Annotated in this window: 11 protein-coding genes; 2 read left to right on the top strand and 9 right to left on the bottom strand. The window is 63.2% G+C overall.

The genetic code is table 11. The annotated features are described in order from the left end of the window. The first annotated feature begins 245 nt into the window (after window positions 1-245). A complete protein-coding gene (locus V3C40_RS26445; RefSeq protein ID WP_331778946.1) occupies window positions 246-1544 on the top strand; it encodes a leucine-rich repeat-containing protein kinase family protein in 1299 nt (432 codons plus the stop codon). A 53-nt stretch (window positions 1545-1597) separates the two neighbouring features. Here the strand turns inward: V3C40_RS26445 and V3C40_RS26440 are convergent, their stop codons facing one another. After that, window positions 1598-2863, bottom strand: coding sequence for a nitronate monooxygenase (locus V3C40_RS26440; RefSeq protein WP_034759421.1), 1266 nt, complete (start codon window positions 2861-2863; stop codon window positions 1598-1600). A 183-nt stretch (window positions 2864-3046) separates the two neighbouring features. Continuing rightward, window positions 3047-3532 (bottom strand): YajQ family cyclic di-GMP-binding protein, encoded by a 486-nt coding sequence (locus V3C40_RS26435; protein WP_034759416.1) that lies wholly within the window; start codon window positions 3530-3532, stop codon window positions 3047-3049. Between the two features lie 186 nt (window positions 3533-3718). Between V3C40_RS26435 and murB the strand changes: the two genes are divergently transcribed. Further along, complete coding sequence (gene murB / locus V3C40_RS26430; RefSeq protein WP_331778944.1) at window positions 3719-4747, top strand: UDP-N-acetylmuramate dehydrogenase; 1029 nt, start codon at window positions 3719-3721, stop codon at window positions 4745-4747. On the opposite strand, the gene ppnP is transcribed toward murB, so the two are convergent. Genes ppnP through V3C40_RS26395 form a run of 7 tightly spaced genes read right to left on the bottom strand, consistent with a single transcriptional unit; the run spans window position 4748 to window position 11891 of the window. After that, complete coding sequence (gene ppnP / locus V3C40_RS26425; protein WP_331778943.1) at window positions 4748-5062, bottom strand: pyrimidine/purine nucleoside phosphorylase; 315 nt, start codon at window positions 5060-5062, stop codon at window positions 4748-4750. It abuts the gene before it with no gap. Window positions 5063-5087: 25 nt separating this feature from the next. Beyond that, complete coding sequence (locus V3C40_RS26420) at window positions 5088-6113, bottom strand: diguanylate cyclase (RefSeq protein WP_070300817.1); 1026 nt, start codon at window positions 6111-6113, stop codon at window positions 5088-5090. 10 nt (window positions 6114-6123) lie between these two features. After that, on the bottom strand, window positions 6124-7176 hold the full coding sequence (gene cheB, locus V3C40_RS26415) for a chemotaxis-specific protein-glutamate methyltransferase CheB (RefSeq protein ID WP_034759403.1): 1053 nt from the start codon (window positions 7174-7176) through the stop codon (window positions 6124-6126). A 10-nt stretch (window positions 7177-7186) separates the two neighbouring features. After that, window positions 7187-9493, bottom strand: a complete 2307-nt coding sequence (locus tag V3C40_RS26410) for a hybrid sensor histidine kinase/response regulator (protein ID WP_331778942.1) — start codon at window positions 9491-9493, stop codon at window positions 7187-7189. Further along, window positions 9490-10176, bottom strand: coding sequence for a chemotaxis protein CheW (locus V3C40_RS26405; RefSeq protein WP_072456269.1), 687 nt, complete (start codon window positions 10174-10176; stop codon window positions 9490-9492). The genes V3C40_RS26410 and V3C40_RS26405 overlap by 4 nt, the downstream gene beginning before the upstream one ends. Before the next feature lie 9 nt (window positions 10177-10185). Next, complete coding sequence (locus V3C40_RS26400; RefSeq protein WP_331778941.1) at window positions 10186-11436, bottom strand: CheR family methyltransferase; 1251 nt, start codon at window positions 11434-11436, stop codon at window positions 10186-10188. Continuing rightward, the gene (locus tag V3C40_RS26395; RefSeq protein ID WP_072456273.1) at window positions 11433-11891 is read right to left on the bottom strand and encodes a chemotaxis protein CheW; all 459 of its coding nucleotides are present in this window, start codon (window positions 11889-11891) and stop codon (window positions 11433-11435) included. Before V3C40_RS26395 ends, V3C40_RS26400 begins: the two co-directional genes overlap by 4 nt. Between the last annotated feature and the right edge of the window lie 3 nt (window positions 11892-11894).

The raw sequence follows: 11894 nt of genomic DNA, 5'->3' as shown, positions 1-11894 counted from the left end.
AAAAAACCCCTTCCGGTGATCCGGTTGGGGTTTTTTTACGTCTGGGGTTTTTGTTGGGCGCCGCGGGTGGTGTCGGCTTACGCGCTGCGCGCTAAGCCGACCTACGGTCAGATCCCCTTGCGCGTTGGCGCTGACGCTTGCGTGAGCGGCATGGAGGGTCCGACCCCGGTTGTTGTTATTTACGTCCAATGGTTTTCTGCATGGCATCGATCGCGTGCTACCTTGAAAGGGATATCTTGTCTGCTGTGCATACACTGGAACAATTACGTGCTGGCCAACTGGCCGGCTTGCGCCGCCTGAAACTGTCCTGCGGCTTGACGACATTTCCCCGCGAAATCTTCGACTTGTCCGACAGCCTGGAAATCCTCGACCTGTCCGGCAACGCGCTGTCCACATTGCCCGATGATTTGCCGCGCCTGCACAAGCTGCGCATCATTTTTTGCTCGGATAACCTGTTCACCACCTTGCCGGCCGTGCTTGGTTCATGTCTAGCCCTGGAAATGATCGGTTTCAAGGCGAACCGGATACGCCACGTACCGGCCGCAGCCTTGCCGCCGAGGCTGCGCTGGCTGACCCTGACCGACAATGCCATCGAATCCATGCCGGATGAGCTGGGCAAGTGCAGTCAATTGCAGAAACTTATGCTGGCGGGGAACTGCCTGAGCCACTTGCCAGCTACCCTGGCGGCTTGCCACCGACTGGAGTTGGTGCGCATTGCCGCCAACCGTTTCCCGGCGCTGCCCGAGTGCCTGCTATCCTTGCCACGCCTGAGCTGGCTCGCGTATGCGGGCAATCCCTTTACGGAAGCGCGTGAGCTGGCGGCCCTGGCCGGTACGGGAGCGGCTGGCGTGGCATGGCAGCGCCTGGAACTGGCGCAGCAGCTGGGCGAGGGCGCATCGGGCGTGATTTACCGTGCCCGTCTCGATGGCGCCGATGACGTGGCCGTCAAAGTATTCAAGGGAGCGATGACCAGCGACGGCTTGCCGCGCAGCGAGATGGCCGCCTGCGTCGGCGCCGGTGCGCATCCGGGCCTGATTCCCATCCTCGGGACGCTCGATGCGCATCCGCATGGCGCGCTGGGGCTTGTCATGCCACTCATCGATGTAGCCTACCGCAACCTGGCCGGTCCGCCGAGCCTGGAATCGTGTACGCGCGACGTGTATGCCGATGGCGAATGCTTTGAGGCACCGCAAGCGCTGGCCATTGCCCACGGCATCGCCTCGGCCGTGTGCCAGCTGCATGCGCACGGCATCGTGCATGGCGACCTGTATGCGCACAATATCCTGCATGCGGACGCTGGCGCCTGCTTGCTGGGCGACTTTGGTGCGGCGTCCATGTTTGCGCCCGGCTCGCCGCAAGGGGAGGTGCTGCAAGGCATAGAGGCGCGCGCCTTTGGCGTGCTGCTGGGCGAGTTGATCGCGCACTGTGCGACGCCCTTGCCCGGCCTGCAGGCCATGCTGGATGCTTGCCTGCAGGACGAGGTATTGCGGCGGCCCAAGTTCGACGCGATCGCACGGGCAGTGCGGCACATGCTACCCGTATAAAAAATGGCGCAGCCTTCGCAGGCTGCGCCATTTTTATATCAGGCTGACAAGATTCAGCTTGCTACCAGGATTTCTTTTTCCGGCAGGGCGATCTGGTTGTCGACACTGAACTGGTAATCCTTGAAGACGTGTTCGGCCGTCAGGATCTGGTATTCGCCGTTGTCGAGCTTGTGCGTGGTGTCCTTCAGGCGATACGTGTAGTGGCCGCAGGTCCAGCAATTGAAGTTGCGCATGTGTGTGCACAGGCAAGTCTTGTCCATCACGACGACGGTTTTTTGCTCGGGATGAGCCGCCACTTCGCGGTTGTACGAGTTGATGTACGCGCAGTTGCCGGTCGCGTCGAGCAGATAGCCATACGATTCACAGCCTGGACGGATGCCGGCGCCGATGGCGGGCGTGTTCTTCAGCATGCGCATCGGGTAGCCCGTCGGCGAGACGCCATTGACGATGATGTCTTCTTCCGAGGCCTTGTAGTATTCCTGCTTGACCTTGTTTGGCAAGCCGCATTCATTCGTGACGGTAAAGCGTGTCGCCACTTGGACGCCGGCCGCGCCCGCTTCCAGGAAGGAGACGGCATCGCTGCCCGTGAAAATGCCGCCAGCGGCGATCAGCGGGATATCCAGCTGTTCTGCCTTCAGGTAGGCCAGCAGTTCCGCCGTGATCGTGTGCAGGTCGTAATTGGCCCAGTCCATGCCGAAACCCAGGTGGCCGCCGGCCAATGGTCCTTCGACGATGATAAAGTCAGGCAAACGGTCCAGCTTGGCGTTCTTGCGCAGGAAAATCTGCAAGGCGCGTACGGACGAGACGATGATACCCAGTTTTGCATCGCGGAAACGCGGGTGATCGGCCATCAGGGCGAACGAGCCGAAGTGCAAGCCGGCGGACAGGGTGATGCCGTCGATGCCGGCGTCCAGCGCCGCATTCAGGCGCACGCGCAAGGTTTCGCGCGGGCCGTTCATGGTCAGCTTTTCCATGCAATTGACGAAAATCAGGCCATCGCCTTTTTTCGCTTCCATGGTGCGGCCGATATGCAGGCGCTGCGCTTCCGCCAAACGGCCCAGGTCGAACTGCACCACGGCCTTGTCGCTGTTATTGATGTTGAACTTGTACAGTTTCGTCTTGTCTTTGACGAAGGTGGTGTCGAAACGGCGATCCGACACGTCTTCCACCATGGCATCGGAGATATGCCCGATACCGTTCAGCCGGGCCGCTTCCAGCGCCAGCTCCGACGTGGAAATATCCACACCCATTCCGCCTATCATGATGGGCACATATTCTTTTTTGCCAAATCGCAGGCGGAAATCATCAACACGTTTCATTGCTATCCTTAGACTACCGTGGTTATCACTGAGCCAGATGTACGGTCAAGCCCGCCGCCGGTCAGGCGGGCGGGCGCATGTAGCTGTGCGCAGCTTCAATTCTACCCCAAGCGGGCAGGCGCTCCGAGGCAGCTTGCCGCCACGCCGGTGCAAGCGCAGGCCGCAGCGTGCGCATCATCGAAATTAATCGCGGAAATTGTTAAATTCCAGCGGCATGTCGGGCACGTCCTTGCGCAGCATGGCCATGGCCGCTTGCAGGTCGTCGCGCTTGGCGCCCGTGACACGCACGGCTTCACCCTGGATGCTCGCTTGCACTTTCATCTTGCTGTCCTTGATGACGCGCACGATTTTCTTGGCATCATCCGATTCGATGCCATTCTTGATCTTGATGATCTGCTTGACCTTGTCGCCGCCGATCTTCTTGATGTCGCCTTCGTCGAGGAAGCGCACATCGACCTTGCGTTTGGTCAATTTGTTGGTCAGCACGTCGCGCACCTGGCTGAGCTGGAATTCCGAATCCGCGAACGCGGTCAATTCGTTTTCCTTGTGTTCGACGCGGGCGTCGCTGCCCTTGAAGTCGAAGCGGGTCGTGATTTCCTTGTTGGATTGCTCGACGGCATTCTTGACTTCGATCATATCGGCTTCGGAGACTACATCAAATGACGGCATGGTCTGTTCCTTTTCTTGTTAAAGCGAGCGCACGCTCGGTGCGCTGGGCCTTGGCGGCTGATTCTGCGCCATGGGACGGCCCTGTTAAAGATGCGACATTTTAACGGACAACGGGCAAGTCGCCCTTGTCTTGCGCTGGTTTTTTGTCGGTTTCACTCTATAATCGAGCAAAATAATCGCTATCCCATGTCTGCAGAGCTCACCATCGAACACAATTACAACCTCCAGCGCCTGAATACCTTCGGCATCACGGCCAATGCGGCTGCCTATGTACGCATCACTTCGCAGGCCCAATTGCAGGCCGCGCTGCAAGACCCCGCCCTGTCCGCCATGCCGCGCCTGATACTGGGCGGCGGCAGCAACATCGTCCTGACCGGCGACTTTCCCGGCGCCGTGCTGCATATGGCCACGCGCGGCATGCGCCTGGCGCAGGCGGACTTCGAGACGATACTCGTCACGGCCGCGGCCGGCGAAAACTGGCACGATTTCGTGCAGTGGACCTTGGCGCAAGGCGTGGGCGGGCTGGAAAACCTGTCACTGATCCCGGGCACGGTGGGCGCGGCGCCTATCCAGAATATCGGCGCGTATGGCGTGGAAATCAAGGATTATCTGCATAGCGTGAGCGTCATGCACAGCGCCAGCGGCATCGTTTTCGACATGGACCGCGATGCTTGCCGCTTCGCCTACCGCGACAGCATCTTCAAGCAGGCGGACGGGCGCGAACTGATCGTGCTGGAAGTGACGTTTGCCTTGCCGGCCGAATGGCAGCCGAACTTGCGCTATGCGGAACTGGCGCAGGCCGTGGCTGAGCGCAATCTTGCCGAGCCGACGCCGCAACAGGTGGCCGACACGGTGATGGCGATCCGCCGGAGAAAATTGCCGGACCCGGCCGTGATCGGCAATGCGGGCAGTTTCTTCAAGAATCCCGTGGTATCGCGCGAACTGTGTGCGGCCTTGCTGGAACGTTTCCCTGCCTTGGTGCACCATGCGCAGCCCGATGGCACGGAAAAGCTGGCGGCCGGCTGGCTGATCGATCAATGCGGCTGGAAGGGAAAAAACCTGGGGCCCGCGGGAGTGTATCCCAAGCAGGCGCTGGTTCTGGTGAATAATGGCGGCGCTCGTGGCGCGGACATTACCCGGCTGGCGGAAGCGATACAGGATGATGTAGAGGCGAAATATGGCGTGCGCCTGTCGCCCGAGCCTGTTTTCGTCTGATTAACCGAAGTGGCAGACGTAATCCACGGTCTCGACCGTTTCAATATGAAAATAGCTATTGCCCGGGATACTGAATTGCGTGCCCGCGCCATAGCTGTTCCACTCGCTTGCATCGGCCAGGCGTACCTTGCACAAGCCGCCGACGATTTCCATGATTTCCGGCGCTCCCGTGTTGAAGCGCAACGATGACGGGAAAATCACGCCCACGCTTTTCTTCGTGCCATCGGCCAGGATGACGTTGTGCGAGACGCATTTGCCGTCAAAGTAGATATTCGACTTCTTGACGACGCTGACATTGTCCAGTTGTGTGCTCATGCTTCACTTTCCTTGCTGTTAAAAATCAGTCGCGGACGTCATTGGCGCTCAGCACGCTGTTGCGTCCGCCGCGCTTGGCCGCGTACAGGGCCTGGTCGGCGCGGTTGATCAGTTGCTCGATCGTCGAGTCCGGAGAAGGCACGACGGTGGCCACGCCGATCGAGATGGTGACGATGCCCTTGCTTGCCGCCGGGTTTTCGATCTGCAAGCCTTCCAGATGACGCCGGCATGCTTCGGCGATCTGCAGCGCACCGGCCGCTTCCGTTTCCGGCAGGATCAGGGCGAATTCTTCGCCGCCATAGCGGGCGGCCAGGTCGGCCGGGCGTTTCAAATGTTCCGTCAGCACGGCGGCGACCTTTTTCAGGCCCAGGTCGCCCGCCAGGTGGCCAAAATGGTCGTTATAGCTTTTGAAATGGTCGATATCGCAAAACAGCAGGCTCAGCGGCGTCTTGTCGCGCTGGCCCCGCTGCCATTCGAATTGCAGGGTTTCATCGAAGCGGCGCCGGTTGGCGATACCCGTCAAGCCATCGAGGGCTGCTAGTTTCTGTAGTTCAATATTCGCGTCGGCCAGGTTCTTTTGGCTTTCGCGTAGGAAACGAAAAGCCTGGTCGCGCTGCAAGCGGCTGATGTGCGCGTTGGAATGGTAGCGTATGCGCGCCAGCAGTTCCAGCCGGTCGGGCAGTTTCACCACATAATCGTTGGCGCCGACGGCAAAGCTGTGGGCCTTCAGTTTCGGGTCATCCTTGGCCGACATCACGATGACGGGCACATGCGCGAGCGCCTCGTTTTCGCGGTACAGCTGGATCAGGGCGAAGCCGTCGATGCCAGGCATCACGAGGTCTTGCAGGATGACGGTCGGTTGCAAACGCAGTGCCGTGTCCAGCGCCTGCGTGGCATCGGTCACGTAATGAAATTCGACATCCTGCTGGTCGCTGAGCATGCGCCGGACTGCTTCGGCAATGATCAACTGGTCGTCCACCAGCAGCACGCTGACCTTGAATTCGGTCAATGCGGGCTCATGCTGGGTGAAGCTGGAGGAGAATTCTGGCATTGCATTCTTTTCAGATGTTAGGGGAGGGCTCCCACCCATTGTTGAGCTTGGCGCCCAGGCGGCTGCGCAGGCTGGCGCCTATTCTATCCAATGGCAGGATTTGCTGCGCCGCATCGAGTTCCGCAGCCGCGCGCGGCATGCCATACACGGCACTGCTGGCCTGGTCTTGTGCAATCGTCGTCTTGCCCGCGCGGCGCATGGCCAGCAAGCCATCGCCGCCGTCGCGCCCCATGCCTGTGAGCAATACGCCGATGGCATCGCCGCGCCAGTGCTGCGCCACGCAGTTGAAGAAGACATCGACGGACGGGCGGTAAACATAGTCGCGTGGTGCTGCATCGTAACCCAAACGATAATTTTGATCTAGCAGCAGGTGATCATTGGTCTTGGCGATCAGTACGCTGCCTGCCACCAGTTCGTCGCCCTCGGCGATCACGCGCACGGGCATGCTGAGCTGGTCATCGAGCCACTTGGCGAAGTGCGAAGCGAAGGTTTCATCGATGTGCTGCACCACGACGATGGCGCAGCCTGGCGGCGCCGTCCAGCCGGACAGCACCTTGGCCACGGCCGACGGCCCGCCCGTCGAGGCGCCGATGGCCACCAGGGTGCTGACCTGGCCGTCGCCCCGGTCGCCGCCATTGGCCGGTGCCTGGCGCGGCGGCGGCGCTTCGGCGCTGTGGCGTATCAGCTTGCCGATGGTCTTGATCTTGGCCAGCAGCTCGCTGTCGCCGCCCACTTCCCCCTGCAGCACGGGCGTGGCCGTGACATCGAGCGCGCCCGCGCCCAGCGCGCGGAAGACCTGGTTGACATTGTCTTGCGGGCGGCCCGTGACGACGAGGATGGCGCACGGGCTTTGCTCCATGATCAGGCGCGTCGCTTCCACGCCATCCATCTCCGGCATGTTCAGATCCATCAGGATCAGGTCGGGACGGTTGCCCTCGCACATGCGCACGGCTTCGAGCCCCGTGCGGGCGATCCACAGCACCTGGTGTTCCTGCGTACTGGCGACCACCCGGCGCAGGGCCTCGGCGGCCATGGCGACATCGTTGGCAATGGCAATTTTCATGAATGACAGCTCATAAGCGGGCATCTCCTATCAGGTCGGCCACCGCGTCGAGCAAGGTCTCGTCGTGGAAGCTGCCTTTGGTCAAATAATAGTCGGCGCCGGCGGACAGGCCGCGCGCGCGATCCTCCGGACGGTCCTTGTACGACACGATCATCACCGGCAGCTTGTGCAGGTGCAGGTCCTTCTTGATCAGCGAAACGAGTTCGATGCCATCCATGCGCGGCATGTCCACGTCGGTGATCACCAGGTCATATTCTCCGCTGCGCACCACGTTCCAGCCGTCGATGCCGTCGATGGCCACGTCGACGTCGAAGCCGCGCGCCAGCAGCAGCTTGCGCTCCATCTCGCGCACCGTCAGCGAATCGTCGACGACGAGGATGCGCTTGGCCTTGCGGCGTTCGGCGTGGCCCGCCTGCGCCAGCTGGTGCAGGCCGCCCTCGTGCAGCAGCTTGTCGATCGACAGCAGCAAGTCGGGCACGTCGAGGATCAGCACCGGCTCGCCGTCGTCGAGCAGGGCGGCGGCGGAAATGTCGCGCATCTTGCCGAAGATCGGATCGATGGCTTGCACGGCCAAACTTTGCTCGCCGCGGATGGCGTCGACCACCAGCGCATAGCTTTGCTTGCCCCGGCCGATCACCACCACGGGCAAATCCTCGGCCTGGTTGGCCGCTTCGCCCAGCTCGAGCACCTGCGCCGCCGACACCAGGCCCAGATGCTCGCCCTTGAGTTCAAAGAACTGCTTGTTTTCCAGCGTATGGATGGCCGCTTGCGGCACGCGCACCACGCTTTCCACCTTGACGATGGGGATGGCGTAGGCTTCGCCATGCACGTCGACCACCAGCGCGCGCACGATCGACTGCGTCAGCGGCAATGTGATCAGGGCGCGGAAACCGCGGCCCGGTTCCGATTCCAGGCGCACCGTGCCGTTTTGCTGGCGTATCGTCTCGTGCACGATGTCGAGGCCCACGCCGCGTCCGGACAATTGATTGGCCTTTTCCTTCAGGCTGAAGGCGGGCAGGAACAGGAATTCCAGCAGCTCGCCCGCCGACAGCGCGGCGGCCATGGCGGGACTGGCCATCTTGCGCTCGATGACGGACTGGCGGATTTTCTCCAGGTCGACGCCGCGCCCGTCGTCGCTGATCTCGATGCTCAGCATGCCGGCGCGGTGGCGCGCCTCCATGCGTATCGTGCCCAGCGCTTCCTTGCCCGCGTCGATGCGCTCGTACGGGCCTTCCATGCCATGGTCGATGGCATTGCGCAGCATGTGGTTCAGCGGGCTTTCGATCTTCGCCAGGATGTCGCGGTCGACCAGGGTGTCTTCGCCTTCGATCTCGAGCTGAACTTCCTTGCCCAGGCTGCGCGCCAGGTCGCGCACCATGCGCGGGAACGCGTGGATGCCGTCGCGGAAAGGGCGCATGCGCAGGGCCAGCACTTCGTCGACCATGCCTTGCGAGACGGCCAGCAGGCGCCGTTCATAGGTTTCGATGTCGGCGATGTGCTCGAGCATGAATTGCTTCAGGGGCTGCGTCTTTTGCAGCGCCAGCAAGGACTTTTCCATCAGGCCCGGGTCGGCCGAACGGGCAATGGCTTCATGCAGGTGCTCGATGGCGGAAAACAGGCTGCTCTGGTTGCGCTTGAAGCGCTGCAGGGCGCCGACGAACGGGTGCATCTGGTGCGCATTGATGCGTGATTCGCTGGCCAGCGACAGCAGTTTGTCGAAGTTTTGCGCTTGCGCCTTGGCTGGCGCACCTGTACTGGTCGCTGTACGCGGCGCCGGGGCGGCCGCTTCCGGTTCATCCCCCGCCAGGCCGCTGGCCACGGGCGCTTGCGGCTCTGCCGCTTCCGGCGGCAATAGTGCAGACATGGGCGCAGGCGCCGGGGGCAGGGCCGGCAATTCGGGCAGGTCGGCGATGCCGGCGATGGCGTTCAGGGTCTGGTCGATCTGCGCCGCATTCGCGGCCAGCCACGCTTCGGCGCCCGCGTCGTCCAGGCGCGACAGCTGCACGATCAGGTCGACGCCCGACAACAGCACGTCGACCCGCTCCGGCGTGAGCTTCAAGCGCCCATGCTGGGCGGCGACAAAGCTGTCTTCCATGCCGTGCGCCAGCTGCACCACCACTTGCAGGCCGACGATGGCGGCGGCGCCCTTGATCGAGTGGGCCGCGCGCATCATCGCTTCGACGGCGGCCGCGTCGCCCGCATGGCGCTCCATGGCCAGCAAGCCGTCTGTAAGGATCTGGGTCTGGCTGTCCGCTTCCATGCGGAACAGGTCCAGCATGGAAAAGGCACTGAGGTCGCCGTGCTGGTCCTGGCTCATCGTAATAGTCTCGCAAGTTGAAAGCCGATCAGCGCCGTGTCGAGGCAGCCGATGCGCATGTCGCCCTCGGTGATCACGCCCGACAGGAAGCGCGACAGCCCCTTGTTGATGGTGGCTGCCGGCGCCTGCACGGCGCCCGACGCGTAGCGCACGATGCCGTGCAGGTCGGCCACGGGCAGCGCGTAGGCCTGGTCTTCCCAGCGCATCAGCAGCAGGCGCGCAAACGTGTGGCGACCCTTGGCTGGCGGCGCGCCCTGTTCATCGATGCCCAGTAAACTGGCCAGCGACATGCACGGATACAGCTTGCCGCCGATATTGACGATGCCCGCCAGGCCGCCCCCGCCGCGGTGCGGCAGCGCGTGCGGCTTGGCCTGCGGCGCCACGGAGTCGAATACGCGCGTGGGCAGCGCCAGCCATTCGCGGCCGATGCGAAACACCAGCGCCGAACTGTCGCGCACTTCGCCGCCCGCATCGATCTGGCGGAAGTGGCTGGCCCAGTCGCGCCGGTAGTGTTCGTCCACGGGCCGCTGCAGGTTGCGTTGGGCGGCGCCCGCATACACGTCGCAGTTGCGGCAATGCACGTTGGCTGGCAGCTTGGGGCAGCTCTGGTCGCCGACCACGCCGATATGGTTCCAGCAGTCGTCGATGGTGGCGGGGGACTCGGTGGCGATGAGATTTGTCATGCTTGCCCCTTAGTTGGACGCCTGGCGGCGCTCGTAGATGCGTGCCGCGCGCGCCTTCAGGGTGGCGGCGGCCGTGTGGTTGCCATTGCGTTCGGCCAGCAGGGACAGGTGGCACAGCGCCTCGTAATGGTCGGGCTGCAGGTAGATGCAGCGGCGCCAGTAGTCGTCGGCCAGGTCCATCTTGCCGGCCAGTTCATTGATGATGCCCAGCATGAAATACGCTTCCGCCGCCTCGGGCACTTTCGCCAGGTGGGCGTGGCATTTTTCGCCGGCCTCGCGCAACTGGCCGCGGTCGGCCAGCAGGCGTGCCTCGGCCAGCAAATCGGCTTGCGCGGCCGGCGACGGCGGCGGCACGGACACGGGGCGCGTGCGCGGCGCCGCCGGTGCGGCGGAAGAGGGGGCTGTCACGGCAGCGCGCCTTGGCGCGGGCGGCACGCTGCGCAAGGTGCGCAAGGCCGGCAGTAGTGGAGCCACTTGCACGGGACTGGCCGGCGCCGCCGTTTCCTTCTTCAGGGCGAACGCCTGGCGGAACTGCAGCGTCGTAAAGCCGTTCTGGCAGAACGACGGCACTTCCGCATAGCCGGCCAGCAGCATGCCGTCGTCGGCCAGCAGGGCCGACAGATTCTGGATGGCCGCGCGCGTGGTCGGCTTGTCAAAGTAGATCAGCAGGTTGCGGCAAAAGATGACGTCGTAATGGCGGCTGTAGGTGGCCGTGTCGAACTGCAGCAGGTTGCCCTGCCTGAAGGTCACCTGTTCGCGCAAGGAGTCGATGATGCGGTAGGAGTCGTCGGCCACGTGCGTGAAATAGCGCTCGCGGAAGGCCACGTCCTGCGCGCGGAAGGCGTTGCGGCCGTAGATTCCCGCCTGCGCCCGCTCGATGCAGCCGGGGCTCAGGTCATAGGCGTCGATGCTGAACGCCTGTTTCGGCACGCCGCCGTCGCGCAGCGCCATGGCCATCGAATACGGCTCCTCGCCCCCCGCGCACGGGATCGACAGGATGCGCGTGGCGCGCCCCCGCGCCCAGCGTTCCTGCACCAGTTCGACGGTGGCGTAGAACGCTTGCGGATCGCGGAACAGCCACGATTCGGGCACCACCACCAGTTCGATCAATTGCGTCATTTCGGCCGGCGTGAGCGCCTGCAGGTAGGCTTCGCTATCGGCAAAGCCCGTTTGCTCCATGCGCTGGCCGACGGCCCGTTCGGCCACGGATTTGGAGACGGACAGGCCGGTCGCGCGGCGCAGCAGGGTTTGCGCCGTCATGCCGCGCCCGCGTCTTGAAACAGCAGCGCGCGCACGTCCGGCGGCAGCAGGTGTTCCAGTTCCACCAGCTGCACGATGCCGTCGGCATCGCTGGCCACCTGGCCCAGGAAGGGCACTGTCGCCACGCCGCTGTCTTCAAGCTGGAGCGTGTCGATGTCGGCGATGCCGCGCACTTGCGAGGCCAGCAGGCCCAGCGCGTGCGTGGTTTCGCCGCCAGGGGCGCGGTAGTCGACGATGACGATGCGCGTGTCGAACTGCGCGGCGGCGGCCGGCAGTCCGGCCAGGCGCGACAGGTCGATCACGGGCACGGGCGTGCCATGCAAGTCCATCAGGCCGGCCACGTAGTCTGGCGTGAGCGGCAACTGTTTCAGCTCCAGCAGCGGCAGGACGCGCACGATGCGGGCCAAGGGCAGGCCGTAGCGGTCGCGTCCGATGTGAAAGAGCAGCACTTTCATGGG

This window comes from Janthinobacterium sp. LS2A (assembly GCF_036543145.1).
GTDB lineage: Bacteria > Pseudomonadota > Gammaproteobacteria > Burkholderiales > Burkholderiaceae_D > Janthinobacterium > Janthinobacterium aestuarii.
This window is presented reverse-complemented; position numbering and strand designations above follow the sequence as displayed.

Coding starts and splice junctions, on each gene's coding strand:
- V3C40_RS26405 (WP_072456269.1), bottom strand. CDS start 10,176: ATGACAAATCTCATCGCCACCGAGTCCCCCGCCACCATCGACGACTGC.
- cheB (WP_034759403.1), bottom strand. CDS start 7,176: ATGAAAATTGCCATTGCCAACGATGTCGCCATGGCCGCCGAGGCCCTG.
- V3C40_RS26440 (WP_034759421.1), bottom strand. CDS start 2,863: ATGAAACGTGTTGATGATTTCCGCCTGCGATTTGGCAAAAAAGAATAT.
- V3C40_RS26420 (WP_070300817.1), bottom strand. CDS start 6,113: ATGCCAGAATTCTCCTCCAGCTTCACCCAGCATGAGCCCGCATTGACC.
- V3C40_RS26395 (WP_072456273.1), bottom strand. CDS start 11,891: ATGAAAGTGCTGCTCTTTCACATCGGACGCGACCGCTACGGCCTGCCC.
- ppnP (WP_331778943.1), bottom strand. CDS start 5,062: ATGAGCACACAACTGGACAATGTCAGCGTCGTCAAGAAGTCGAATATC.
- V3C40_RS26400 (WP_331778941.1), bottom strand. CDS start 11,436: ATGACGGCGCAAACCCTGCTGCGCCGCGCGACCGGCCTGTCCGTCTCC.
- V3C40_RS26435 (WP_034759416.1), bottom strand. CDS start 3,532: ATGCCGTCATTTGATGTAGTCTCCGAAGCCGATATGATCGAAGTCAAG.
- murB (WP_331778944.1), top strand. CDS start 3,719: ATGTCTGCAGAGCTCACCATCGAACACAATTACAACCTCCAGCGCCTG.
- V3C40_RS26410 (WP_331778942.1), bottom strand. CDS start 9,493: ATGAGCCAGGACCAGCACGGCGACCTCAGTGCCTTTTCCATGCTGGAC.